The 26,831-nt window shown below is 51.0% G+C and carries 20 protein-coding genes and 3 rRNA genes; 14 read left to right on the plus strand and 9 right to left on the minus strand.

What is annotated here, in order from left to right; genetic code table 11:
* Positions 1-2: 2 nt before the first annotated feature.
* A complete protein-coding gene (gene arsB, locus B6A39_RS06270) occupies positions 3-1,070 on the minus strand; it encodes an ACR3 family arsenite efflux transporter (RefSeq protein WP_083002656.1) in 1,068 nt (355 codons plus the stop codon).
* Positions 1,071-1,085: 15 nt separating this feature from the next.
* A complete protein-coding gene (gene arsH, locus B6A39_RS06275) occupies positions 1,086-1,805 on the minus strand; it encodes an arsenical resistance protein ArsH (RefSeq protein ID WP_083002659.1) in 720 nt (239 codons plus the stop codon).
* Positions 1,806-1,960: 155 nt separating this feature from the next.
* Between arsH and B6A39_RS06280 the strand changes: the two genes are divergently transcribed.
* Positions 1,961-2,386, plus strand: coding sequence for an arsenate reductase ArsC (locus tag B6A39_RS06280; RefSeq protein ID WP_083002663.1), 426 nt, complete (start codon positions 1,961-1,963; stop codon positions 2,384-2,386).
* Positions 2,387-2,394: 8 nt separating this feature from the next.
* Positions 2,395-4,077, plus strand: a complete 1,683-nt coding sequence (locus tag B6A39_RS06285) for a methyl-accepting chemotaxis protein (protein WP_083002666.1) — start codon at positions 2,395-2,397, stop codon at positions 4,075-4,077.
* A 33-nt stretch (positions 4,078-4,110) separates the two neighbouring features.
* On the opposite strand, the gene B6A39_RS06290 is transcribed toward B6A39_RS06285, so the two are convergent.
* On the minus strand, positions 4,111-5,298 hold the full coding sequence (locus B6A39_RS06290) for an acetyl-CoA C-acyltransferase (RefSeq protein WP_083002670.1): 1,188 nt from the start codon (positions 5,296-5,298) through the stop codon (positions 4,111-4,113).
* Between the two features lie 128 nt (positions 5,299-5,426).
* On the opposite strand from B6A39_RS06290, the gene B6A39_RS06295 reads away from it, so the two are divergent.
* The 8 genes from B6A39_RS06295 to rlmM all read left to right on the plus strand — a co-directional run bounded on the left by B6A39_RS06295 (position 5,427) and on the right by rlmM (position 17,732).
* Positions 5,427-5,990 carry a TetR/AcrR family transcriptional regulator gene (locus B6A39_RS06295; RefSeq protein WP_083002674.1) on the plus strand — a complete coding sequence of 188 codons (564 nt, stop codon included), beginning with the start codon at positions 5,427-5,429 and terminating at the stop codon, positions 5,988-5,990.
* 191 nt (positions 5,991-6,181) lie between these two features.
* Positions 6,182-7,852 (plus strand): AMP-binding protein, encoded by a 1,671-nt coding sequence (locus B6A39_RS06300; RefSeq protein ID WP_083002678.1) that lies wholly within the window; start codon positions 6,182-6,184, stop codon positions 7,850-7,852.
* A 16-nt stretch (positions 7,853-7,868) separates the two neighbouring features.
* Positions 7,869-8,636: an SDR family NAD(P)-dependent oxidoreductase gene (locus B6A39_RS06305; RefSeq protein WP_083002681.1), complete on the plus strand. Its 768-nt coding sequence runs from the start codon at positions 7,869-7,871 to the stop codon at positions 8,634-8,636.
* A 252-nt stretch (positions 8,637-8,888) separates the two neighbouring features.
* A complete protein-coding gene (locus tag B6A39_RS06310; RefSeq protein ID WP_083002684.1) occupies positions 8,889-10,694 on the plus strand; it encodes an acyl-CoA dehydrogenase C-terminal domain-containing protein in 1,806 nt (601 codons plus the stop codon).
* A 571-nt stretch (positions 10,695-11,265) separates the two neighbouring features.
* Positions 11,266-12,798, plus strand: a 16S ribosomal RNA gene (locus B6A39_RS06315).
* Positions 12,799-13,120: 322 nt separating this feature from the next.
* Positions 13,121-16,014 (plus strand): 23S ribosomal RNA (locus B6A39_RS06320).
* Positions 16,015-16,180: 166 nt separating this feature from the next.
* Positions 16,181-16,296 (plus strand): 5S ribosomal RNA (gene rrf, locus B6A39_RS06325).
* Together the 16S, 23S and 5S rRNA genes form the textbook arrangement of a ribosomal RNA operon.
* A gap of 368 nt (positions 16,297-16,664) precedes the next feature.
* Positions 16,665-17,732 carry a 23S rRNA (cytidine(2498)-2'-O)-methyltransferase RlmM gene (gene rlmM, locus B6A39_RS06330; RefSeq protein WP_083002688.1) on the plus strand — a complete coding sequence of 356 codons (1,068 nt, stop codon included), beginning with the start codon at positions 16,665-16,667 and terminating at the stop codon, positions 17,730-17,732.
* A 30-nt stretch (positions 17,733-17,762) separates the two neighbouring features.
* On the opposite strand, the gene B6A39_RS06335 is transcribed toward rlmM, so the two are convergent.
* On the minus strand, positions 17,763-18,050 hold the full coding sequence (locus tag B6A39_RS06335; protein ID WP_038482998.1) for an antibiotic biosynthesis monooxygenase family protein: 288 nt from the start codon (positions 18,048-18,050) through the stop codon (positions 17,763-17,765).
* A 28-nt stretch (positions 18,051-18,078) separates the two neighbouring features.
* Here B6A39_RS06335 and tusA point away from each other — a divergent pair, with 28 nt between their 5' ends.
* Positions 18,079-18,330 (plus strand): sulfurtransferase TusA, encoded by a 252-nt coding sequence (tusA, locus tag B6A39_RS06340; RefSeq protein ID WP_083002692.1) that lies wholly within the window; start codon positions 18,079-18,081, stop codon positions 18,328-18,330.
* Between the two features lie 80 nt (positions 18,331-18,410).
* Here tusA and B6A39_RS06345 read toward each other — a convergent pair whose 3' ends face one another.
* The 3 genes from B6A39_RS06345 to B6A39_RS06355 all read right to left on the minus strand — a co-directional run bounded on the left by B6A39_RS06345 (position 18,411) and on the right by B6A39_RS06355 (position 21,652).
* On the minus strand, positions 18,411-19,118 hold the full coding sequence (locus B6A39_RS06345) for a hypothetical protein (protein WP_083002695.1): 708 nt from the start codon (positions 19,116-19,118) through the stop codon (positions 18,411-18,413).
* A 113-nt stretch (positions 19,119-19,231) separates the two neighbouring features.
* Complete coding sequence (locus B6A39_RS06350) at positions 19,232-20,230, minus strand: DUF3080 family protein (protein WP_083002698.1); 999 nt, start codon at positions 20,228-20,230, stop codon at positions 19,232-19,234.
* 3 nt (positions 20,231-20,233) lie between these two features.
* Complete coding sequence (locus tag B6A39_RS06355; RefSeq protein WP_083002701.1) at positions 20,234-21,652, minus strand: MATE family efflux transporter; 1,419 nt, start codon at positions 21,650-21,652, stop codon at positions 20,234-20,236.
* A gap of 152 nt (positions 21,653-21,804) precedes the next feature.
* On the opposite strand from B6A39_RS06355, the gene B6A39_RS06360 reads away from it, so the two are divergent.
* A complete protein-coding gene (locus tag B6A39_RS06360) occupies positions 21,805-22,389 on the plus strand; it encodes an elongation factor P hydroxylase (RefSeq protein ID WP_083002704.1) in 585 nt (194 codons plus the stop codon).
* Here B6A39_RS06360 and B6A39_RS06365 read toward each other — a convergent pair.
* Both B6A39_RS06365 and B6A39_RS06370 read right to left on the minus strand, forming a co-directional pair.
* Entirely contained in the window at positions 22,386-22,865 is a 480-nt protein-coding gene (locus B6A39_RS06365) for a hypothetical protein (RefSeq protein ID WP_038483013.1), read from the minus strand. The two genes, B6A39_RS06360 and B6A39_RS06365, sit on opposite strands and share 4 nt — an antisense overlap.
* A gap of 12 nt (positions 22,866-22,877) precedes the next feature.
* Entirely contained in the window at positions 22,878-23,729 is an 852-nt protein-coding gene (locus B6A39_RS06370; protein ID WP_083002708.1) for a TatD family hydrolase, read from the minus strand.
* Positions 23,730-23,998: 269 nt separating this feature from the next.
* Between B6A39_RS06370 and B6A39_RS06375 the strand changes: the two genes are divergently transcribed.
* Complete coding sequence (locus B6A39_RS06375; protein ID WP_083002712.1) at positions 23,999-25,231, plus strand: ABC transporter substrate-binding protein; 1,233 nt, start codon at positions 23,999-24,001, stop codon at positions 25,229-25,231.
* 41 nt (positions 25,232-25,272) lie between these two features.
* On the plus strand, positions 25,273-26,829 hold the full coding sequence (locus B6A39_RS06380; protein WP_083002716.1) for a fatty acyl-CoA synthetase: 1,557 nt from the start codon (positions 25,273-25,275) through the stop codon (positions 26,827-26,829).
* Positions 26,830-26,831: the final 2 nt, after the last annotated feature.

A 26,831-nucleotide genomic window follows, 5' to 3' on the forward strand; every position in this document is an offset into this window, starting at 1 on the left:
TGTTATGTGTTTTCAGGAAAATGCTGACGTGTTTTATTAGCAATACGTACTAGCGCGAGCATAAGTGGTACTTCAACTAAAACACCGACTACCGTGGCTAACGCGGCACCTGACTGTAAGCCAAACAGTGCAATGGCCGCTGCGACCGCTAGTTCAAAAAAGTTGCTGGCGCCGATCATTGCACCAGGAGCAGCGATGTTGTGCGGCACACGCCACGCTTTGGCCCAGCCGTAGGCGATAAAGAAGATCAAAAACGTTTGGATAATTAGCGGAATGGCGATTAATACGATATGCAGCGGATTATTCAGAATAACGTCGCCTTGGAAGGCAAATAGTAACACCAGGGTAACGATTAATCCGATGGGGGTGATGGGGCCGACCCGCTTCATAAATACGTTGTCGTACCATTCAGCACCGTGCTTGGCGATCAATGTTTTACGGGTGATGTAGCCAGCCGCAAGTGGAATCACGATGTACAGCACCACCGATAAAATAACTGTGTCCCATGGCACTTGGATATTTGAGATTCCTAGTAACAGCACCACAAGCGGCGCAAAGGCAAACAGCATGATCAAGTCATTCAAAGCTACTTGAACAAGGGTGTAAGCCGCGTCGCCGCGGGTCAGGTAGCTCCATACAAATACCATCGCGGTGCAGGGTGCTGCCCCTAGTAATATGGCGCCCGCTAGGTATTGGCTGGCCAGTTCTTCAGGAATAAATGGCCGAAAAATCACCATGAAAAACAACCAGGCCAAAGCGAACATTGTGAAAGGTTTAATCAGCCAGTTGACTGTGGTGGTAATAGTCAGTCCCTTTGGCTGGCGGCGCACTCCTGCAATAGCACTGAAGTCAATCTGCGCCATCATGGGAAAAATCATCGCCCAGATTAATACGGCAATCGGAATGGAGACCTGGGCATACTCAAACCGTGATAACACCTCTGGCACGGCAGGGGCGAACTGCCCAAGTGCAATCCCGGCAACAATGGCAATCGCTACCCATACGGAAAGGTAGCGTTCAAACAGCCCCATGTCGGCGCTGGTGGGTGAAGAGTTGCTCTGGGTCGTCATAAAACCACTCCCTGATCAAATAGCGCGTTGATTGACGCGTTTGGAGACTTCTTCGGCACTCTCTTTACGTTCAGAGTAGCGGTCGGTTAGCAGATCGCTACGCTCACGAACCAGCAGGGTGAATTTCACCAGCTCTTCCATGACATCAACAATGCGGTCATAAAAGGGTGAAGGTTTCATGCGGCCGTTGTCATCGAACTCCATAAAAGCCTTAGGCACCGATGACTGGTTAGGAATCGTCACCATACGCATCCAGCGGCCTAAAATGCGCAGCTGATTCACCGTGTTAAACGACTGGGAGCCACCGCACACTTGCATCACGGCAAGGGTTTTACCTTGGGTGGGACGAACACCACCTAGCGCAAGAGGAATCCAGTCTATTTGTGCTTTCATAATGCCGGTCATCGCACCATGGCGCTCAGGTGAGCACCACACCATGCCATCGGCCCACTGTGCCAGTGCACGCAGCTCATCCACTTTAGGATGGCTCGCATCTTCCGCATCAGGCAGAGGTAAGCCACGGGGATCAAAAATTTTTGTACTAGCCCCCATTGCATTGAGTAGCCGAGCGGCCTCTTCAACGGCTAATCGACTGAATGAGCGTTCCCGGAGTGAGCCGTAAAGCAGCAGGATTTTGGGTGCAGGCTGGTCACTCGAGGGAAGCCTCAATGTTTCATGATTGGGAGTTTCGAACAAACTGCTATCTACGTTGGGTAAATCGTCAAGCAATGCCATTGGCGGTACCCCCTTTTGTGTCGAAGAAGTGGTTATTGATCGTTATGATATATGTTTTTTCGTATATTTGTACCGGGAACTAGCAGGCTGCAATAAAGACGTCATCTTGAAGGCGTAAATTGCTGAAATTACACCCATCAAGAGGTTATTTATTTATGCCAAAGCGCCGCGTGCTGTTCCTTTGTAATGCCAATTCTGCACGGTCTCTGATGGGGGAAGCGCTGCTTCGCCAGATGGCAAGTGATCGCTTTGATGCTTTTAGCGCAGGCTCCGAGCCAGATGAACCCCATGCGCTAACGTTAGAGGCGCTGCACAAACAAGGGCTTTCTACAGAAGGATTGCGTAGTAAGTCATTAGGTGAGTTTGAAGACGAGTACTTCGATTTTGTCATTGTGCTATGTGACAAGGCGCAACAGGTTTGTAGAGACTGGCAAGGGCGGGCGAGAGAAGTGCTTTTCTGGGATATTCGCGATCCGAGGCTAATTAGTAAATTAGATGCATACGAGCAAGCGCTATTAGAGATCCGTCGGCGTCTACAGTTGTGGCTGCCCCTGCATACTGACGACCAGTCACGTGGTTGAGAGCTTTTATGCGCATGATTAATAATTTAAGCATTAAAGCGAGCTGGGCTCTGGTGTTAGTGACCTTCACCTGTCTTATATTGATGATTGGCGGGTTGGGGTTGTTTGCTAATCACTTTGGTCGTGAGGCATTTACGTCGCTGCAGCAGCGAGATATGAATCAGGTACGTGAGCTTAACGGGGCCTATACTCAGCTGCTGCGTGCCCGCATACAAATGAATCGAGCTGCAGAGCTAATTCGCACCCCATCTTTTGATCGTCCAGAACCTTTATTAGAAGAAGCAGGACGTTTATTGAGTGCTGCTTCAGCCCGGTTTAACGCTTTCCACTCGAATTTTGCTGAGGAAGAGCGGCTTGAGCTCGTGGATCAGTTAGCGAATGATTTCCGCTCGCTGGTTGATAATAATTTAAGTTTGCAAATGATGATGCTGGAAGAGCGCGATGTTCGAGGCTTCCTTTCTGGCGAGTCCCGCGTGGATGAGAGTAGCCAGCAGTTCGTGAGTACTGTCGAAGCTTTCTACGGTTACTCGGTCTCCCGGGGGGCTGGGCTGCTTGATCGCTTTCAAAAAGTATCATCACTCCTGTTTTGGGGAGTGCTGGGCGTTGTTGTGGTGGCAATGCTGGTCATAGCGTTAGTGGTATGGGGTGTGCGTAACAATGTATTGCAGCCTCTGCGTGCAATAACGCAGCACTTTAAACGCATTGCCAAGGGCGATTTATCAACGCCTGTTGAAGCCCATGCCGCTAATGAAATTGGTCTGTTGTTTAGTGAATTGGCGAACATGCAAAATTCGCTGACGTCGACGGTTAACCATCTTAATAACAGCAGTCAGCAGGTTTACACCGATAGCCAGGTAATGGCAGCTCAAAGCCAACAATTGGCAGGTCAAACGGACTCGCAAGTGTCAGCGCTTGTAAAAATGGCGGCAAGTCTTGAGCAGTTAACCGCAACCGTAAATCAGAATGCAGAAAGTGCGGCGCATGTGAGTCACGCAACGACGGGTGTTGCCCATAAAGCGCAGCAAGGCGATCAGGTAATTGCCCAGTTCATTGCGACTATGCAGGCCATTAACGAGCACTCCGAAGAAATACAAAGCATCATTTCAATGATTGAAAGCATTGCCTTTCAAACGAATATTCTTGCTTTGAACGCCTCTGTTGAGGCGGCGCGTGCTGGTGAACACGGGCGTGGCTTTGCGGTGGTAGCCAGCGAAGTGCGAGCGTTAGCAACGCGTAGTGCTGATGCTGCACATGAAATTCGGTCACGTATTGAAGCATCTCGTCAGAGTGTTGAAAAGGGGAGTGAGTTATCTCAGCAAGCGGGTGAGCATACGCGCGATATCATGCAGTCGGCTACTCAGGTAGAGCAGTTGATGGCGAGGATCGCCAGCGCGTCTGAGGAGCAGCGGCGTGGTATTGAGGAAGTGAATAGAGCGGTCACGCAAATTGATGTGACAACCCAAGATACGTTGCGGCTGGTCAATCAAGCGGCACAAAGTGCGGAAGGACTAACTCAAGAAGCTCTGCAAATGCGTGAATATGCTGGCCAATTTCGCATGGCTGAGGATCAGCGTAGCAGTAATCTTGATGATGTCAGCGATGCTGCAGAGACACTCAAGTCGTTGGACTGGCAGACATTAGCGACTTCAGAAGCCTATGGCACTAAGGAGGATGGGCGCGCCTTGGCATGACCAGCATGCCAAGGCGCGGAGGAGTTGATTGTATTAATCGATGAGTTCAACGGCCACGGCGGTGGCTTCGCCACCACCAATGCACAGGCTAGCAATACCCCGTTTGCCGCCTTTCGTGCGTAGGGCATGAATAAGCGTCGCAATCACCCGCGAACCTGTTGAGCCAATCGGATGCCCTTGGGCACAAGCACCGCCAAATACATTCACCTTATCGTGAGGTAGCCCTAAGTCATCCATGGCCATTAACGTGACGACCGCGAATGCTTCGTTAATCTCAAAGAGATCAACGTCGTTAACGCCCCAGCCAAGCTTTTTCATCAGCTTTTCAATCGCACCTACCGGCGCAATGGTGAATTCGCTTGGATGGCGGGAGTGGGTGGTATGGCCGAGCATTTTGGCTAGTGGCTTCACGCCATGACGCTTAGCGGCTTCATGGCTGGCCAAAATAAGCGCTGATGCGCCGTCGGAAATTGAGCTGGCGTTGGCAGCCGTAATAGTCCCGTCTTTGGCAAACGCTGGGCGCAACTGGCGAATTTTATCCAGTTTGGCTTGGAAGGGCTGTTCGTCATGTTCGACCAGCGTTTCACCTTGGCGGGTGGTTACTGTTACCGGTGCCATTTCAGCCGCTAAGTGGCCGTTATTGGTGGCGTCCATGGCACGCTCTAGAGAGGCAATGGCAAAGTCGTCCAAGCGCTCGCGCGTGTAGCCACGCTCTGATGCAACATCCTGGGCGAAAACGCCCATCAATTTGCCGGTTTCGGCATCTTCTAAGCCGTCTAGGAACATGTGGTCTTTCAGCTCGCCATGACCTAAACGGTAGCCGCCACGCGCTTTAGTAAGCACGTGTGGGGCATTAGACATTGACTCCATACCGCCTGCAAGCAGGATTTCGCCAGTCCCTGCTTTGATTAAATCGTGGGCTAGCATGGTGGCTTTCATGCCAGAACCACACAGCTTATTGATGGTGGTAGCACCATTGGCATCGGGAATGCCAGCCTGACGCATGGCCTGGCGGGCTGGCCCTTGTTTCACGCCGGCGGGCAGTACACACCCCATGATGCCTTCTTCAATAACGGATGCTTCAATACCTGCTCGCTCTATGGCAGCGCGGATTGCAACGGCCGCAAGTTCGGGAGCCGTCATGCTGGAAAGACTTCCCATCATGCCGCCCATTGGCGTGCGGGTGGCAGATAAAAATACAACCTCGGTGGCATTACTCATTTGTGCGTCTCCTGACGGATTTATTGTGATTATCTTGCTGTGAGCTTAGTGATGCGTTGACCCGTTGGCGGGGCTGTGGTCTTCTCCTAAGTAACCAAGCAAGCGCTAGTGTAAATGACATGAATGTAATGAATGCTTCCCCTCGCCGCAAGGAATTGACACGTTTAGCGGCTCAGCTATTCGTCCAAGAAGGCTTTGATCGCACTACAGTGCGTATGCTGGCGCAAGAAATGGGTATCAAGTCTGGCAGCTTGTTCCATCACTTCAAAGATAAGCAGGAAATCTTAGCTGCTGTAATAGAGGAGGGCACCCAGAATGCTCTCAGTATTGCTAAAGCAGCACTTCAAGAATGCGAGGATGATCCTGAGGCGCGTTTGCATGCTATGGCCCGGGCGCACTTAGAGACGCTTTTTGCTGATCGTAACGCCCATGTGGTCGCGTTATTTGAATGGCGACGGTTAGATCCTGATGCGAGTGCCCATTTAAGTCACCTTCGGGACGCCTACGAAGCACTGTGGGTAGACGTTATCGACGATGCGCTGGCAGCGGAGCTTATTCACGGTGACCGCTTTCTGGTGTCGCGGTTTATTTTGGGTGCGTTGAATTGGACAGTTCGCTGGTACGACCCGAGTGGGCCGCGTACTCCCGATGATCTAGCCGATGAACTTGTTGCGATGATTATGGTTCGTTAATACCCCCGCTCGACCAACGTCTAATCCATTTACGACGAGGATTGCTTGCGCTCCCGCGTAAATGCTTTTAGCGTTAGTTCAATTGCGAGGTTTCCGTTAACGTAAACGGACAATAATAAAGCGTAAGATCGGAACCCTGGCCTGTCTGTTTGCGTACCAATGCTCACGACTAACAACATAAGAGAGCCATCATGACAGCAACATCAGCGTCACTACCCACATATCCGACCTTCCTGGAAGACTTTACGGTTGACACCATGATTGCCCGGTTGGATGACCATCAGGATGGTTGTTTCAATGCCTTTGAAGCATGCTGCGGTCGTCATGTGCGCCAAGGGCGAGGCGATGTGCTTGCGCTCGTGCAGGAAGACATCAATGGGCAAACCCATACGCTGACGTATGCAGAGTTGGACGAACTGAGTGGCAAGCTTGCAGGTTGGTTTAAGGCCCAAGGGCTTGGTGAAGGGGACCGTATTGCCTGCATGCTGCCGCGCTCAACAGCGCTGTTAGTGGCTGTGCTCGCTACTTGGCGAATTGGTGCGGTTTATCAGCCGTTATTTACTGCTTTCGGTCCTGATGCGGTGGATTATCGACTGGGGCGCGCTGACACCAAGCTAGTGATTACCGATCACGCTAATCGCTTTAAGTTTGATGGGCTAAGTCAGTGCCCACCTGTTTTGGCAGTAGGTGGAGCCACTGGTGAGCATCCTAATGATCATGACTGGCAGACTGCATTGACGTATACGTCAATGAGCGACAAGCCACCTCGTCTTGCCCCTGAAAAACCTTTTCTGCAAATGTTTACTTCGGGCACGGTAGGTAAGCCAAAGGGAGTGGCTGTGCCGCTTTCTGGTATGACCGCGTTTGCTCTCTATATGGAGCTAGCAGTCGATCTTCGTGACGATGACCGCTTTTGGAATATGGCTGACCCAGGCTGGGCATACGGGCTATATTACGCGATCGCTGGACCGCTGCTGCTCGGTGTTACCACGCACTTCTGTGAAGCGGGTTTCAGTGCAGAAGGTGCCTTAGCGTTCATGAAGCGTCACCATATTACTAACTTCGCCGCAGCGCCCACGGCGTACCGTTTAATGAAAGCGTCAGGGCTGTTCGATGATGCCCACCAAACCTTAGAGCTTCGCGCGGCGAGTTCGGCAGGCGAGCCACTGAATACAGAAGTAGTGACCTGGGTGGAGAAGTCGTTAGGTTGTCCGGTCATGGATCACTATGGTCAAACAGAAACCGGCATGACATGTAATAACCATCACTCCCTTGACCACCCTAAACATGTGGGAGCGATGGGCGTGCCAATGCCGGGCTACCGCTTGGCTATCTTGGACGCCGAGTATAACGAGCTGCCGCCCGGTGAGCCGGGTGTGCTTGCAGTTGATATCAAAAACTCACCCGCCCACTTCTTCCAAGGGTATACCTGGCAAGAAAAAGACCCCTTTGTGAATGGTTACTACCTAACTGGCGATGTGGTTATCCGCAATGAAGACGGCTCATTTCAGTTTGCCGGACGCGATGACGACATTATTACCACCGCAGGCTACCGAGTTGGCCCTACGGATGTTGAAAACAGTGTCATGACCCACCCTGCGGTTGCCGAATCTGCAGCGGTTGGCCAGCCAGACGAGATTCGTGGCGAGGTGATTAAATCTTATATCGTACTGCGTGATGGGTATGAGGCTAGTGAGGCGCTTGCTGATGAAATCCGCCAGCAAGTGCGTGAGCGTCTTTCTACTCATGCGTTCCCCAGGGTTATCGAATTCGTCGATGAGCTGCCAAAAACGCCTAGCGGCAAGATTCAGCGCTTCAAACTTCGTGCCCAAGCGACTGAGCAAGCACGCAACGATAAATAATCAAAGGAAAGTTGAAATGCAGGTAAAGGATGGTACGTTTTTAATTACTGGTGCTGCTTCAGGGCTTGGTGCGGCAACAGCAGAGCGCCTAATAGCTGCCGGTGGGAGCGTAGTATTGTGTGACATGAATAATAGCGTGTCGGATCATGCTAAACGCTTAGGTGATCGTGCAGTGGCCTGCATAGCTGATATCACCTCTGCCGAGCAAATGCAGCAGGCGATTGACGAAGCGATTGCACTGGGAGGTGAAAACGGCCTTTCGGGTGTTATTCACTGTGCTGGCGTAGTCAGCGTGGCCAAGCTGGTTGACCGTAATGGCAATCCTGCAGATCTGGAAAGCTATGCAAAAACGATCAACATTAATTTAGTAGGTACGTTTAATGTGATGCGTTTGGCAGCCGCCGCCATGGCCAAAAATACGCCCAATGAAAGCGGTGAGCGGGGCGTAATTATTAATACGGCTTCTATCGCGGCATTTGATGGGCAGGTGGGGCAATGTGCTTACAGTGCTTCGAAAGCCGGTGTTGTGGGAATGAGTTTGCCTGCTGCTAGAGAGCTATCGCGTCATGCTATTCGCGTTATGGCGATTGCGCCTGGCGTTTTTGAAACGCCCATGATGAGCGAGATTCCTGACGAAGCGGCTCAAGCCTTAGCCGCTGCTGTGCCTTTCCCCAAACGGTTGGGTAAGCCAGATGAATTTGCTCAGTTGGCTGAGCAGATTATTACTAACCCAATGTTGAATGGTGAAGTGATTCGGCTGGATGGCGGCATTCGAATGCAGTAAATGGGCTGGAAAATTAGTAGCGTCTGATAACCTGTCAGCACTTTTGCTGACAGGTTTTTTTGTTTATAGATCAATTTTTTACCGGTTGGTCGACCAAAGTTGTAGCGGTTTTAGGTGTTATATTCAAACGACCGCTTGACTATGGTGCGGCTGCGCGCTAGTTTTCAAACATGTGTTTGAAAGTGGCTTTTTTGAAATCCAAGCCGTACTAAAATGTAAGCCGCTTTCAGCCCCCTGCTCAGGAGAAGTGACATGCCCAGCTATCAAGCCCCTCTACGTGATATGCGTTTCGTTATGGACGAAATGTTTGACTATCCCAGTCACTATGCAGCGTTGCCATGTGGCGATGATGCGTCTCCAGACGTCGTGAGTGCGATTCTTGAAGAGGGTGCGCGCTTTGCCCGTGAGGTGCTGCTTCCGCTCAACCAAAGCGGTGATGAAGAGGGGTGCTTGTTAGAAGGTGGCGAAGTGAAAGCGCCGCAAGGTTTTAAAGAGGCCTATCAGCAATATGTTGAAGGTGGCTGGCCAAGCTTGGCAGCAGACCCTGAGCAAGGCGGGCAAGGTCTTCCGCCCTCATTGGCGATGATGCTGTCTGAAATGATCTGCGCTACTAACTTAGCGTGGGGTATGTATCCAGGGCTTTCCCATGGTGCGGCCGATGCACTTCGGCACCATGGTACTGATGAGCAAAAGGAAACCTACCTTACCAAGCTGGTTGAGGGTGTTTGGACAGGCACTATGTGTCTCACCGAGCCCCACTGTGGTACTGACCTAGGATTAATTAAGACGCGTGCGGTGCCTGATGAAAGCGGTGCCTATGCCATTACAGGTACTAAAATCTTTATTTCTGCTGGCGACCATAATCTGGCAGAAAATATCGTACACCTCGTATTAGCCAAACTGCCTGGTGCTCCTGAGGGCTCGAAAGGTATTTCTCTATTTGTTGTGCCTAAGTTTATGCCCGATGCTCAAGGCAATCCCGGCGATCGTAATGGCGTTTCCTGTGGCTCGCTCGAACACAAAATGGGTATTCACGGTAATGCGACCTGCGTGATGAACTTTGATGGTGCGACTGGCTATTTAGTTGGAGCGCCTAACAAAGGGTTGGCGTGCATGTTCACTATGATGAACGCCGCACGTCTCGGGGTGGGCATTCAAGGCTTAGGCTTAATTGAAGCCAGTTTCCAAAACTCGCTCAGTTACGCTCGTGACCGGTTACAAATGCGTGCCCTTTCCGGTGCTCAAGCGCCTGAGAAAGTAGCAGACCCGATTATTGTTCATCCTGATGTGCGCCGTATGCTACTAACCCAGAAGGCGTTCGCCGAGGGTGGTCGCATGCTGGTGCTATACACCGCTCAAATGCTAGATATCGTTGAGCACGGTAAGCCCGGCGAAGAGAAAGAGCAGGCTGAAACTCTGCTTGGCCTATTAACGCCTATCGTGAAAGCGTTTCTCACTGAAGTTGGTTTTGAGTGCACCAATGAAGGCGTGCAGATTTTTGGTGGGCACGGCTTCATTAAAGAGTGGGGGATGGAGCAGTTGGTGCGTGATGCGCGTATTACCCGCCTATATGAAGGTACTACCGGCATTCAAGCGTTAGACCTGCTTGGTCGAAAGGTGTTGATGAGCCAGGGTGAATCGCTAAAAGTATTCACCAAAGAGATCCATAAGTTCTGTAAGACGGAAGCTGATAACCCTGCTCTAAAAGAGTTTGTTGAGCCGCTAGCGAAGCTGAATGCTGAGTGGGGCGAGCTAACGATGGGCGTGGGTATGAAAGCCATGCAAGACCGTGAAGAAGTGGGGGCGGCTAGCGTTGACTACCTCATGTACTCCGGCTATGTCACCTTGGCGTACCTTTTTGCCCGCGCAGCTAAGCAGTCGTTGGTGGAATTGGAAGGTGGCGATAAGGCGTTTTATGCGGCCAAGTTGAATACTGCTCGTTTCTATTACCAGCGCCTGCTGCCGCGTACTAAAGCACATGCTCAGATGATTCAAGCGGGGGCGGGAAGCCTTATGGCGATGTCGAGCGAAGATTTTGGCTTGGGCTTTGAGATTTAAGCATTAGGTTTAACTGAGTACTCTCTGGTCAGGGGACTGATCGGTGGTTTGCGGCAGGCTTGTTCTTGGAACAATACCTGCCGCTTTTTTATTTCAATTTATTTTCCAATAGCCCTTGCCAAGACGGCAGCGAATCCGTAAAGTACGCATCCGCTGCCGGGGACGCACAGCGTTACCAGCGGTGATTGAAGGTGAAAACCTTCGGTTTGTCAGAGAGTTAGGGTAGTTATAAAGAAAGCATCGTTATCTCGCTTTCTTAACCCACTCGCTTCACTCGCTAAAAACAGTGATTGACAAACACTAGGAAATGCGTAGAATACGCCTTCCTCGCTGAGGCAAGCCAGTTCATCGGTTAGTCAGTCACTTCTTCGGAAGTTCAGCAGCGAAAACAGCTCTTTAACAATTTGATCAGGTAATTCATGTGGGCGCTTGCCGATGAGGGTGATAAATCACCAAATATCAAGGCAAGCGGTCATGACAATGTAAATTGAAATGAATTCGTTTGAACCTTGAGCCAAGTTTGATGCGCTTTTGTTGCCTTCGGGTGACAAGTAAGTATCACAATGATTTTAAACTGAAGAGTTTGATCATGGCTCAGATTGAACGCTGGCGGCAGGCCTAACACATGCAAGTCGAGCGGTAACAGGGGTAGCTTGCTACCCGCTGACGAGCGGCGGACGGGTGAGTAATGCATAGGAATCTGCCCGGTAGTGGGGGATAACCTGGGGAAACCCAGGCTAATACCGCATACGTCCTACGGGAGAAAGGGGGCTCCGGCTCCCGCTATTGGATGAGCCTATGTCGGATTAGCTAGTTGGTGAGGTAAAGGCTCACCAAGGCAACGATCCGTAGCTGGTCTGAGAGGATGATCAGCCACATCGGGACTGAGACACGGCCCGAACTCCTACGGGAGGCAGCAGTGGGGAATATTGGACAATGGGGGCAACCCTGATCCAGCCATGCCGCGTGTGTGAAGAAGGCCTTCGGGTTGTAAAGCACTTTCAGCGAGGAAGAACGCCTAGTGGTTAATACCCATTAGGAAAGACATCACTCGCAGAAGAAGCACCGGCTAACTCCGTGCCAGCAGCCGCGGTAATACGGAGGGTGCAAGCGTTAATCGGAATTACTGGGCGTAAAGCGCGCGTAGGTGGCTTGATAAGCCGGTTGTGAAAGCCCCGGGCTCAACCTGGGAACGGCATCCGGAACTGTCAAGCTAGAGTGCAGGAGAGGAAGGTAGAATTCCCGGTGTAGCGGTGAAATGCGTAGAGATCGGGAGGAATACCAGTGGCGAAGGCGGCCTTCTGGACTGACACTGACACTGAGGTGCGAAAGCGTGGGTAGCAAACAGGATTAGATACCCTGGTAGTCCACGCCGTAAACGATGTCGACCAGCCGTTGGGTGCCTAGCGCACTTTGTGGCGAAGTTAACGCGATAAGTCGACCGCCTGGGGAGTACGGCCGCAAGGTTAAAACTCAAATGAATTGACGGGGGCCCGCACAAGCGGTGGAGCATGTGGTTTAATTCGATGCAACGCGAAGAACCTTACCTACTCTTGACATCCTGCGAACTTGTGAGAGATCACTTGGTGCCTTCGGGAACGCAGAGACAGGTGCTGCATGGCTGTCGTCAGCTCGTGTTGTGAAATGTTGGGTTAAGTCCCGTAACGAGCGCAACCCTTGTCCTTATTTGCCAGCGGGTAATGCCGGGAACTCTAAGGAGACTGCCGGTGACAAACCGGAGGAAGGTGGGGACGACGTCAAGTCATCATGGCCCTTACGAGTAGGGCTACACACGTGCTACAATGGCCGGTACAAAGGGTTGCGAGCTCGCGAGAGTCAGCTAATCCCGAAAAGCCGGTCTCAGTCCGGATCGGAGTCTGCAACTCGACTCCGTGAAGTCGGAATCGCTAGTAATCGTGAATCAGAATGTCACGGTGAATACGTTCCCGGGCCTTGTACACACCGCCCGTCACACCATGGGAGTGGACTGCACCAGAAGTGGTTAGCCTAACGCAAGAGGGCGATCACCACGGTGTGGTTCATGACTGGGGTGAAGTCGTAACAAGGTAGCCGTAGGGGAACCTGCGGCTGGATCACCTCCTTAAACGATGCATCATCCCTCGCGGTAAGCGCTCACAATGAATTACCTGATCAGAATGCTGTTGATACGCAGTGATAAGCGTTTTCTTCATAGTGAAAGAAGAGAAAAGAGCTTTTTTAAGATCTTCTTTAAAGACCTTTCTTTTCCTTTTAATGTGAAAAAAGCAACCGCTTATCACTGCGCATAGCAGTCGCTCTTTAACAATGTATATCATGCTGACATAAACGCTTCTTTGAAGTGTTTATACGTAATTGTTTTGTGATACGTCTCAAGCGTATCCGGCAATCGTTATCATTGCGAGACACCAGACTCCTTCGGGTTATAGGGTCAAGCAATGAAGCGCACACGGTGGATGCCTAGGCAGCCAGAGGCGATGAAAGACGTGGAAGCCTGCGATAAGGCTCGGCGAGGTGGCAAACAACCTGTGACCCGGGCATTTCTGAATGGGGAAACCCACTCATCATAAGATGAGTATCTTACGCTGAATATATAGGCGTAAGAGGCGAACCAGGGGAACTGAAACATCTAAGTACCCTGAGGAAAAGAAATCAACCGAGATTCCCCTAGTAGCGGCGAGCGAACGGGGACCAGCCCTTAAGCATGTGACTGATTAGGCGAATGCGCTGGGAAGCGCGGCCATAGTGGGTGATAGCCCCGTAGTCGAAAATCTGATCATGTGAAATCGAGTAGGTCGGGGCACGAGAAACCTTGACTGAAGACGGGGGGACCATCCTCCAAGGCTAAATACTCCTGGCTGACCGATAGTGAACCAGTACCGTGAGGGAAAGGCGAAAAGAACCCCGGAGAGGGGAGTGAAATAGATCCTGAAACCGTGTGCGTACAAGCAGTAGGAGCAGACTTGTTCTGTGACTGCGTACCTTTTGTATAATGGGTCAGCGACTTATATTCAGTGGCGAGGTTAACCGTTTAGGGGAGCCGTAGGGAAACCGAGTCTTAACTGGGCGACACAGTCGCTGGATATAGACCCGAAACCGAGCGATCTATCCATGAGCAGGGTGAAGGTTGAGTAACATCAACTGGAGGCCCGAACCAGGATCTGTTGAAAAAGATTTGGATGACTTGTGGATCGGAGTGAAAGGCTAATCAAGCTCGGAGATAGCTGGTTCTCCTCGAAAGCTATTTAGGTAGCGCCTCACGTATCACCGCCGGGGGTAGAGCACTGTTTCGGCTAGGGGGTCATCCCGACTTACCAACCCGAGGCAAACTCCGAATACCGGTGAGTGCGAGCGTGGGAGACACACGGCGGGTGCTAACGTCCGTCGTGAAAAGGGAAACAACCCAGACCGTCAGCTAAGGTCCCGAAATCCTGGTTAAGTGGGAAACGATGTGGGAAGGCTCAGACAGCTAGGAGGTTGGCTTAGAAGCAGCCATCCTTTAAAGAAAGCGTAATAGCTCACTAGTCGAGTCGGCCTGCGCGGAAGATGTAACGGGGCTAAACCAGGTACCGAAGCTACGGGTTCACACTTAGGTGTGAGCGGTAGAGGAGCGTCGTGTAAGCCAATGAAGGTGAATTGAGAAGTTCGCTGGAGGTATCACGAGTGCGAATGCTGACATGAGTAACGATAAAGGGAGTGAAAAACTCCCTCGCCGGAAGACCAAGGGTTTCTGTTCGACGCTAATCGGAGCAGAGTGAGTCGGCCCCTAAGGCGAGGCCGAAAGGCGTAGTCGATGGGAAACGGGTTAATATTCCCGTACCGGACATGATTGCGATGGGGGGACGGAGAAGGCTAGGTGAGCCAGGCGTTGGTTGTCCTGGTGAAAGTGAGTAGGCTGGCATCTTAGGTAAATCCGGGATGCTTTAAGGCCGAGACACGAAACGAACTGACCACGGTCAGGAAGTCATTGATGCCACGCTTCCAGGAAAAGCCTCTAAGCTTCAGATCATGTGCGACCGTACCCCAAACCGACACAGGTGGTCAGGGTGAGAATCCCAAGGCGCTTGAGAGAACTCGGGTGAAGGAACTAGGCAAAATGGTGCCGTAACTTCGGGAGAAGGCACGCCGGCGTAGGGTGACGAGACTTGCTCTCAGAGCCCGAACCGGTCGAAGATACCAGGTGGCTGCAACTGTTTAGTAAAAACACAGCACTCTGCTAACGCGCAAGCGGACGTATAGGGTGTGACGCCTGCCCGGTGCCGGAAGGTTAAATGATGGTGTTAGCCGCAAGGCGAAGCTCTTGATTGAAGCCCCGGTAAACGGCGGCCGTAACTATAACGGTCCTAAGGTAGCGAAATTCCTTGTCGGGTAAGTTCCGACCTGCACGAATGGCGTAATGATGGCCACGCTGTCTCCACCCGAGACTCAGTGAAATTGAAATCGCCGTGAAGATGCGGTGTACCCGCGGCTAGACGGAAAGACCCCGTGAACCTTTACTATAGCTTCACACTGGACGCTGATGTTGCCTGTGTAGGATAGCTGGGAGGCTTTGAATCTCGGACGCCAGTTCGAGGGGAGCCAACCTTGAAATACCAGCCTGGCATCATTGGCGTTCTCACTCAGGTCCGTTATCCGGATCGAGGACAGTGTGTGGTGGGTAGTTTGACTGGGGCGGTCTCCTCCCAAAGAGTAACGGAGGAGCACGAAGGTACCCTCAGCACGGTCGGACATCGTGCAGTGAGTGCAAGAGCATAAGGGTGCTTGACTGCGAGACAGACACGTCGAGCAGGTGCGAAAGCAGGTTCTAGTGATCCGGTGGTTCTGTATGGAAGGGCCATCGCTCAACGGATAAAAGGTACTCCGGGGATAACAGGCTGATACCGCCCAAGAGTTCACATCGACGGCGGTGTTTGGCACCTCGATGTCGGCTCATCACATCCTGGGGCTGAAGTCGGTCCCAAGGGTATGGCTGTTCGCCATTTAAAGTGGTACGCGAGCTGGGTTTAGAACGTCGTGAGACAGTTCGGTCCCTATCTGCCGTGGGCGTTGGATGTTTGAGAAGGGCTGCTCCTAGTACGAGAGGACCGGAGTGGACGCACCTCTGGTGTTCCGGTTGTCACGCCAGTGGCATTGCCGGGTAGCTATGTGCGGACGGGATAACCGCTGAAAGCATCTAAGCGGGAAGCCCCCTTCAAGATGAGACATCCCTGAGGCCTAGAGCTTCCTGAAGGGCCCAGCGAGACCAGCTGGTTGATAGGCACGGTGTGGAAGCGCTGCAAGGCGTTGAGCTAACGTGTACTAATGGCCCGTGAGGCTTGACCCTATAACACCCAAGGGGTCTGGTCGCAGTGATAACGAGACGAGTGTGAAGACACTCAGAGAACCGGATACGCGAATCAAGCCCAACGTGACACACGAAGGACTTGAGACGAAAGAGACGCCACAAAACATCAGTAACATGTTCAGCATGATATGCATTAAAAGTTACGCCTGACGACCATAGCACGCGTGAACCACCTGATCCCATGCCGAACTCAGAAGTGAAACCGCTTAGCGCCGATGGTAGTGTGGGGTCTCCCCATGCGAGAGTAGGTCATCGTCAGGCACTTATACCGCAAAAAACCCAGCCCATCGGCTGGGTTTTTTGTTTGTGCGGAAGAAAATCAATTAGGGACGTTCCCAAGTCACTGCACCGTCATTCCCGAGTGGGGTTATCGGGAATCCACCTTGACCTTGGCCTGCAGAAGCCTGGAACCCCAGCTCAACATGGATTCCCGCTAAGGGCCTGTGGGAATGACGAGAGCTGGGGGGCGCTGATAATGTTTTAAGCGTATCAAGCAGATAAATTACCGCTACTAATCTCACTACTTAGAAAGCAATTGAAAGAAAGTGCTATGATGCGGCGATTAACGGGGGCATTTTATTCTGAATAGATGTTCACCTATGACATGAAATTACTTTCGAGGTGAAAGGGTGAGTGAAACAGTACCCACATCGTGGCTTGTCTATTGCCGCCCAGGGTTTGAGAATGACGCGCTGGCTGAAATGCAGCACCATGCCAAACAGCATGAGGTGGATTGCGAGCCTGCGCAAGGCGATGGCTGGGCGAGTTTGACGCGCTTAGATGAAGAGCCAATTAATGATTTACACCGTAAAGCGGCGTTTAAGCGACTCATTTTTGCTCGTCAAAGCCTGGCGGCGCTGCCTGCTCTTACGTTGTCTAGAGATGATAGGCTCACTGCTATTCTTGATCAAGTAAAGTCAAGTCGTTGGAGCTTTGAAGAAATTTGGCATGAAACGCCAGATACCAATGATGGCAAAGCATTGGCAGGCCTAATTAAAGCGCTGACTAAACCTTTGCAGAGTATGCTTAAAAAACGGGGTGCCTTGCGCGGTAAGGCTGGTGCACGTCGTTTGCATATTTTCTGGACGGATGGTGATCGTGTTCAGTTGGGTATGAGCTTTCCTGACAATCGAAGTGAGCTGATTAATGGTATACGCCGCCTACGTTTCCCTTCCCGCGCACCAAGCCGATCAACGCTGAAGTTAGAAGAGGCATGGCATGAGTTTATTCCGCGAGAAGAGTGGGATACCCGGCTTGCAGATCATATGCAAGCAGCGGATTTAGGAGCCGCTCCTGGTGGTTGGACATGGCAGTTAGTTCAGCGTGGCATGTATGTTTATGCCATTGATAATGGGCCAATGGACAAGCAGCTAATGGCTACGGGACAGATAGATCATCTTAAAGAAGATGGATTTACTTGGGAGCCGCCGCAACGAATGGATTGGCTAGTTTGTGATATCGTTGATAAACCTGTGCGCGTGCTAGCAATGGTGGAAAGGTGGTTAACCCGCAAATGGTGCCGAGAAGCAATTTTTAATTTAAAACTGCCCATGAAGAAACGCTGGGACGAGGTTAACCGCTGTATTAGCACGTTGGAAGAAGCGTTGGAAGCGGCGGGAGTGCGCGCTAAAATCACATGTCGCCACCTCTACCATGATCGGGAAGAAGTGACGGTTCATGTAAGGCTCGCTCACTAATTTAAAGGTAAGTGGGGTAGCGTGAGGATGTTAACAGCCTGGCTCGTATACGCGGATTGTTTCGTCTTCTGTTAATAGAGGTAAGATACTCTGCATGGCCGCTGCACGTGCTTCACTTGAATGCCACTCTTTCCAAGCGCGAAGATCGCGCCATTTGGTAATCATCAGGCGACGATCTGTATGGCCAAGTTCGACGAGTGTTTCTCCACCGACAAATCCTCGTACGCCAAGTGAAACGCGCATTGCTTCGCGTGCAGCCAGCTCATATTCTTCTTCCAGGCCAGGCATAATGCGCCGTTCAATGATTACTTTGATCATGCTGTCTGTTTCCTAAACGAGATTGTAGATGACTGATAATACGTATGACCCAAGTGCCTTTGATACATCGTTAGACACAACGGGTTTATATTGCCCTGAACCTATTATGTTAATGCATAATAAGGTGCGTGATATGGTGCCGGGGCAGGTGTTGAAAGTAATAGCAACAGACCCTGCAACGATTCGCGATGTCCCAAAATTTTGTCAATTTTTGGGACACCAGCTGCTGCTGCAAGAGGAATCTGATGACCACTACGTGTATCTTATTCGCCTAGCGTAAGGTTTCTGCAGCTATGCGAGGCTAGCCATTAATACTGGCTCTAGGCACTGGCTTTCATTGGATAGCCTCGCAAGTGCTTATTAAGATCTCCCTTCTTTATTTGGAACAACCATCATCGTCAAGGCTTCCAGTGTCGCAGGGTCTTCATCCATTATGCGGCTAGCGATATGGCGTTGAAAAAAGTAAACCATGCGATGGCGGGAGTGGGCATCGTAAAGGCACTTGTCACCAAGAAGGATGGGGGACATTGTGGCTTGCTGTTCATCAGCAAGAACTGCTTCAACACTTCCATCACTGTAGAGACGCCATCCATAGACTTGCTTCATGTTCCAGGGGGCATCAGGATGATTCATGCATAAAGCATGAGTGCCCAGGGTGTCCGGAAGTTGTTGAATCAGTGTAACCTCACCAGAAGATTCATACTCGAAGTAGCTGGCTGAAGCCGTTAGCTCATCGTATTTATGATCAGGAGGAAGGGCGAAAATTTCTTCGGTTTCTGGATCGCGATAGCCAATAAACTGGCCGTTTTCATGGCTGTCTAGCTCATGACAAGCAGCGAGCTTCTCCATCCATGGTACAAGGCCAATGACGTTACCGTTCTCTTGTAGCCCCCAGGCCAAAACAGGTAGGCCGTAATACGTGTCGGGACTCGCAGCGAGCTGGTAGACCATCTCTAACCCGTCTAGCTCAGGGGCTAGGCGGATCAAACATTTTTGCGCCTGCTGACGCTGACGCACGGTTTCCAGGTCGATGACCTGGGCAGAGCGGGGTGACAGGGTTGCGCCCATAATGTCCCTCCTTGTGCTGCGTGGTCACGACATCGGTGGGTAGCGTGTGCTTGCCCACCACTTAGTTCACCAATAGCACAGGTTGCTCAGAAGGTTAAGAGGGTATGTGATTTTTAATTATCAGAACAGCGATTAAATTGATCTCGTAGCGCTTGGTGTTCCATTTTTACTCGTTGCAGTTGCTGCCAAGGGGCCTGGGGGTTACGCAGAGACAACCAAGTGTTCTGATAGTTCTTAACCACTTCTGGCGGCGTTATTTGATGGGCATTAATTAATCGGTTAATTGCTGTAAGCCACTTGAGGGAAATCCGCTCAACTTGATTAAGTTCTACTGAAAAATCATCTTGCAGACATTCATTAGTCGTTAAGCGCGTTGACTCAAGTGCCGCGTTTGCTTCCGTTAAGCGCTGATGGGCGAGCAACAGTGTGCGTAAAATTTCTGCTGTTAAAGGCCTTTCCTGCAGGACTTTAAGGTGGTTTTCAAGCACGGAAGAGTCCTGCTGCCACGCTTGGCTAAATTGGTGCGTCACCATCCGCTCAAGGTAGTTAACTGCAGCCAGTTGATTGTCAATATTAGGTAGTTCCGCGCTGTTTAAGGGGGCGCTTGCTCGGGAAAAGCTTTTTTCCCACTCTTCAGAATCAAAAATGGCATTCCAGCTGACCGCTGGTAGCTGTTCTGTCTTGAGCTCAGTTAGTTCAGCCAATCGCGCTTTATTGTCATCACTTAAGCGGTCAGGAATATCACTGTTCCAGCAGGCACTTAGACGTTGCCATAGCGCGCGTTCGTAAAGCCAGTGCTGGCTAGGGGGAGCAACGCGCCCTAACTGATTGTTCCGTGCTGCAATGAGTGATGTTATCTGACACTCACGTAACGCATAGATATTGAGCATACCTTCTCGGGTTTCAGGAATGTTGAACAGTCGCTCTCGACGTTCAGGAAACTCACCAATATTAGGTGGAGGATGACGCTCAATATCAGCAATTGAAAGATCTCTAATGAGCTGTTGGTGATACTCTACCCAGGGCTGTTCAGCACTGCTGTTTCCGCAGCCTGCTACTAGCAAGCTGGCACTGATAGCCAGCCATAATATAGGTTGAGGGTAGAGTGCCATTGCTTACTCCTGTTGACTAATCCACTTTAACCGCCAAGCAAGTAATAGTGCGGCTGTGCTGAGCCCAGCAATAAGGCCTATCCAGTAACCATGCACTCCCAATGGATCAGACATGTCACCTATAGTGTGAGTTCCTAGCCAGTGGCCCCCGCCTAAGCCGACAATCCAGTAAGAAAGTACGGTAATGACCATCACGATTCGAGTGTCTTTATAACCTCGTAATGCACCTGCCAAGTTGACTTGAAGTGAGTCTGAGAGTTGAAAAATAACCGCCAGGGATATGATGGTGAGCGCCAAAGCCTGGATGTCGGCATTGGAGGTATACAACGAAATCACCGGCACCGCTGTGAACCAAAGTAGTGTACTGTTGATGACCGCCACAATAACGCTGATCACAATACCATTCCAAGCAACAGTTCGTGCCATGGCTGAACGTTGTTGGCCTAGTGTATTACCTACGCGTACGGTCAGTGCCATGCTCAATGACATTGGCAGCATAAAAAGAATAGACGTAAAGCTCAGTGCAACTTGGTGAGCCCCCACCGTGACCTCCCCAAAGCTGGCAATAAACAGGGCTATTAGTGTAAATAACGTAACTTCCACGAAAATAGCCACCCCGATGGGCACACCCACTACGACAAGTTCACGTATACCCGCTAGCTTTGGTGGCGTCAGTGTCTGCCAAATTGAGACGCTTCGATAAGTGTGTCCTTTACGGGTGTAGAGAGCCATCGCAACGGCCATTGTCCACATCGAGAGGGCTGTGGCGATACCACAGCCGAATGCACCTAATGCAGGCAATTGTTGGAGACTATCGGGTAACCCTTCTCCAAATAAATTAACCAGACCATCGCCACCGTAGATAAGTAGGTAGTTACTGGGAATATTGACGGTTAATCCTACTAAGCTTATCCATAACGCAGGGCGGGTGTGATTCATGCCATCTGAAAAGGCTCTAAGCGCCTGAAACAAGGCGATTCCAGGCATTCCGAAGGCGACCGCGGAAAGGTAGGCAGCAGACTCTCTTGCAACCGCTGGAGGAACCTTCATGAGTTCGAATATCGGGGTAACGACTGTCCACAGTAATGCCGCGGCAGTGAACCCGAGTACTAAGGCGACCCACAATGCCTGGTGAACCGCAGGGCGAATATCAATGTTTCTCTTGCCGCCCAAAAGATGTGCCACGATAGGCGTAAGGCCCATTAACGTACCGGTCATAAATAGCATCAGCGGCATCCATAGGCTTGAGCCAACCGAAACGGCAGCTAAGTCGGTGGCGTTGTGCCTGCCGGTCATAATGACATCGACCACGCTCATACCCGCTTGTGCGAGCTGAGCGCCGCAGATGGGTAGTGCTAACGCTACCAATGTGCGTGTTTCTGGCCAGTAGATAGATTTTATATTGCTAGTAAAGCCGCCCACGGTATGTTTCCTGTTTAGCAAAGTGACCCAACAAAAGCCGATAGAGTAGCAGGAGTCGCTGGGATATCGGTAGCTGTCTAATGATTTGTTGTTTCCTTATCATAGGGACTAGGCGGGGGTATACTTTACGAAATGAACGGTGACGTAGATATATGGTGACTCAAGAGCAGGAGCGTTGGACGCTTCACGACATAACGGCGCTGTTTGATGGTGTGTTTTTAGAATGTTATCAGACGCGATTAATCAAAGGTGGCGATGAACCCCTATATCGCCCAGCTACATCTGAAACACCTTATCATCAGGTGATTTTTGCGCGCGGCTTTTTTGCTAGTGCACTGCACGAGATCAGCCACTGGTGCATCGCAGGAGAGAAGCGTCGGCAGTTGGAAGATTACGGGTACTGGTACTTGCCTGATGGGCGCAACGCCCAGCAGCAGCACGCCTTCGAGCAAGCGGAGATTGCTCCGCAGGCACTGGAAAAGCTGTTTACCCACGCCTGCGGACGCACATTCCACGTTAGTGTAGATAATTTAGGTGGGGACGTTGAGGTCGATCGTGAGGCGTTTGCCAACAAAGTAGATGCCAGAGCAGCACGTTATTTAGAAGAGGGACTGCCATTGCGTGCCAACGCTTTCTTTATCGCGTTGACACGCTATTATCAGCATCAAGATACTTTAGTTCAGGCCATTAAACAGGGGCAGCGAGAACTTGACGTGGTGCTGGTCGCGTCGGCTTAGTCTTTCTCGGTAAGCTGCTTGTGAAGCGTTAGCATTACTTCAATTTCGTGCTCGGGCCGCATCGGTTCGAGCCCCATGTCGTTAAAAATTTCGCTGCGTAAGCGGTGCCAATCTCTCGCACTAATCGCTTCATAAAGCACCTGTGCAGGCGCTAATTCAACAAAAGGATCCAAGCCGTAGGTGTCAAAGAGCCGAGCCAGCGCTGCTTCATCCTCACCGTTATCGCTAGTGTACAGCGTAGCCGAGAAGTGATCGGTCTCTAGTTCACGTATGACATCCAACGGGCTGACGCCGAGGCTTTCTAGCTCTTCAATGCTATAAGAACCCATCACGTTCGTGTCTTCACTGATCCAGCTATCGTCAGGCTGAATGAGTGTCTGTTTAATGCGTCCATCAGGTAGAGACCAGGCAATAGCCAGCGGCAAGCCGTCATCTTCGCCCGTCTCAATGGCAATAAATCCTGGGTAATCAGCCACGCTTCGCTCCTTTTAAGCTTCCGCATCAAGGCGGAAAAAATGCTGGGCAGTGCGGGTTGTTGCGTTCCCCAGCTCGGTTTCAGTCACGTCATGCCACTGGGCAATCTCTCTTACAATCCATGGTAGCAAGGCTGGCTCGTGACGGCGTCCTTTTAGTTTGGCTGGAAGGTTGCGAGGCAGCAGGTAAGGACAGTCAGTCTCTACCATTAACCTTTCTAACGGAATATCTTTCACTATTGAACGAAGGTGATGACCTCTGCGCTCATCACAAATCCAGCCGGTTAACCCAATATGAAGATCTAAATCGAGATAGCCGTGCAGCGTATCTCGGTCAGCGGTGAAACAGTGAATAACGGCTTGGCTGATATCATCTCGCCAGCTATGCAGCATTTCACGCATTCGTTGCCCCGCGTCACGTTCGTGCAAAAATAGCGGTAAGCCACTTTCAGCAGCGAGCGCCAACTGAGCCTCAAACGCTCGCTCTTGCTCGTGAGGCGTTGAAAAATTGCGATTAAAGTCCAGTCCACACTCGCCCACGGCAACCACTTCAGGTTTTTGATGAAGCGCTTTCAACTGGCGCGCCACATCACTGTTCCACCCGCTAGCATCGTGTGGGTGAACCCCGGCAGTGGCATATATTCCTGGGGTCTGTTTAGCCAGCTCTACGGCTTGCTCAGCGTGTTCAATATCAGTACCCGTCACTATTAAGGTAGCTACATTGGCCGCTTTCGCCCGAGCAATGACATCAGCTAAATCACGCTGAAAACTCTCGTGAGTCAGGTTAGCGCCGATATCCACCAAAGGGGCACCAGAACGAAATTGCAGCGCCTCGGGTAAAAAACTATCCACAGCACTTGTCGCCAAGCGTCACACTCCCAGTGTCAGTTAAATATTCGATAGCAGCCAGCTCTCGTTAATTATTTAGCCAGCTGTAAAACGCCATTGTAACGCTGGAGAGTAACAACGACTAATGGTCTATCCCGGATGGATATCTCATTCGAATGGCACGAATTGCAAAAAAACTGGCTCGATAGGTAAACAGTAAAGCGGTTTTTACTTTTAACATGAGGATGAAGCATGAAATAAATCGGGCTTAAGGCTCTTTTAATAACAACAATAGACAGGTGAAAAGCATGCATCTATCACGTCGTTTCGCTATTTCTGCGCTATCGGCTTCGGTCATTGCGGTGAGCTATGCACCCAGCTTAGCCGCCAATGAAGGCATCTCAGATAATGAAATCCGTATTGGTTATCTAGCTGATATGTCAGGTGTTTATCGTGATCCCATAGGCCCATTAGGGCAAGACGCCATTGAGATGGCAATTGAAGATATTGGTGGCAGCGTACACGGTGCTCAAGTTGTCGTCTTTAGTGCTGATGATCGCAATAGCCCTGATGTTGGCTCAAGCGTGGTGCGCGAATGGATTGATGAACGCAATGTCGACATGGTCACTGGTCTAGTGGCTTCATCGGTTACATTAGCAGCAGTAGGCTTGTTGGAAGAGGCAGATAAACTTGGCTTAGTGAACGGCGCTGTTTCTTCCAGTGTCACTAACGAACACTGCTCTCCTAACCATATTCACTGGGTTTACGATACCTGGGCTATGTCCAATGGCACGGCAAAGGCAATTACGCAGGAGGGCTATAAAAACTGGTATTTGCTCAGTGCCGACTATTCATTTGGCCATGCACTTGAAGCGGATGTCGAGCGTGTGGTTATCGAAAATGGTGGAACGATAGTCGGTAGCGCGCGCCACCCCTTTCCGAACAATGACTTTTCCTCTTTCATGCTACAAGCCCAGGCATCGGGTGCTGATGTAATTGCCCTCAATAATGCCGGTGGAGACACCATCAATGCCGTACAAACGGCTGGCGAGTTCGGTATTACCCAAGCGGGACAGATTCTAGCCGGCATGGTGCTGTTCAGCACCGATATACGCAGCATTGGGCTCGAAAATTCTCAAGGGCTGCAGTTCACTAAAGCATGGTATTACGACTTAAATGATGAAACGCGTGCCTGGGCAGAGCGTTTTCGTGAGCGCACCGGCAGCATGCCAACTATGGTGCATGCAGGGCTATATTCCAGTACCCGCCACTATTTAGAAGCTATTGAAGCAACGGGAACAGATGACACGCAAACCGTTCGTCAGCAGATGGCCGATACCCCCATTAACGATATTTTTGCGACGAATGGCTATATACGCGAAGACGGCCGTATGGTGCATGACATGTATCTCGTTGAAGTGAAAACACCGGAAGAGTCAGTTGATGAGGACGACCTATTCAGAGTTGTGCGTACTATTCCCGCCGAGGAAGCATTCCGGCCACTGTCAGAAAGCGTTTGTCCACTCGTCAACAATTCATGAAACGCTGAAGCCTTAACAACACATAACAATAAGGACTTGGCATGGAACACCAACACTTAATTCATCGTAATACGATTGGCGCTGCGCTAAACCGCAGCGCTCGCAAATATTCTCAGCAACTCGCACTAATGTTTGGTGAGCGAACCTGGAGCTATCAATCGCTTAACAATGCCGCTAACAGCGTAGCCAGTGGTTTGTTAGAGGCCGGTCTTTCTCCTGGGGATCGGTTGGCGGTATATGGTAAAAACTCAGATGCCTATGTCATTGCCTGGCTTGCTGCCACTAAAGCGGGCTTAGTACATGTGCCTATTAACTTTGCGCTGAGTAGTGATGAACTGCGCTATATCCTTGAGCAGTCCGGGGCGAAAGGACTGCTAAGCGATAGCTCGTTAGCTGACAAAGTTCAGGAGGCAACCCAAGGTTTAGCATTAACGGTCAATGGAACACTGCATGCTGATCAACAAGATATCCAGTTAGGTCGTTTTGATGTCTTGGCTTATGTGCATTCCTCGCCATCAACAAGAGAGCCAGCGGTCGCCGTAGAGGGAAGCAGCCTGGCACAGCTGCTCTATACCTCTGGTACAACGGCAGCGCCTAAAGCGGCAATGATGACCCACCAAGCGCTGATGGCGGAATATATGGCCTGCATGGTGGAGTTGGATATCAAGGGAGGCGACGCTATGTTGGCCGCTCTTCCGCTTTACCACTCGGCACAAATGCATGTTTTTTTGATGCCCGCTCTGCTACTAGGTGCTCCCGTTTATCTGCTTGAAGCGTCGTTAGCGGATAGCATTTTGGCGGTAATTGCCGAACAGAAAATCGTATCGTTCTTTGCGCCACCCACGGTCTGGATCAGCTTGTTGCGTCACCCTAACGTTGATCGGTTTGATTTAACCTCGCTCAAGAAGGCGTATTACGGCGCCTCGATCATGCCAGTGCCTGTTTTGGAGGAGATGCAACAGCGTTTCTCCGGCGTCGGTTTATATAACTGCTACGGGCAGAGTGAAATTGCCCCTTTGGCAACGGTGTTACGCCCAGAAGAGCATGCTGAACGTCCCGCATCGGCGGGGCGGCCCATACTCACGGTGGAAACGCGCATTGTTGATTTAGAAATGAACGATGTTCCCCCGGGGGAGCATGGCGAGATTGTCCATCGTTCGCCGCAATTAATGACGGGCTACTGGGACAAGCCTGAGATGACCGCTGAATCTTTCCAAGGTGGCTGGTTCCATTCTGGTGATGTGGGCTACATCGATGAAGCAGGTTATTTATATATCGTGGATCGTATTAAAGACGTTATCAATACGGGGGGCGTGTTGGTTGCCAGCCGTGAGGTGGAAGAGGCGCTGTTTAAGCACTCGGCCATTTCGGAGGTAGCGGTGGTGGGGCTGCCGGACGAAAAGTGGATTGAAGCGATTACCGCCGTGGTTGTGGTGAAAGAGGGGCAATCGGTTAGTGAGGGTGAACTCATCCATCATGTTAAAAGCTTAATTGCCCCCTACAAAGTCCCTAAGCGCATAGTGTTTGCAGAAGCATTGCCAAAAAGCACTGCCGGTAAAATTCTAAAACGTCACCTGCGCCAAGACCTAAAGGAGTGAGC

The sequence above is a fragment of the Halomonas sp. GT genome (genome assembly GCF_002082565.1).
Classification (GTDB): domain Bacteria; phylum Pseudomonadota; class Gammaproteobacteria; order Pseudomonadales; family Halomonadaceae; genus Vreelandella.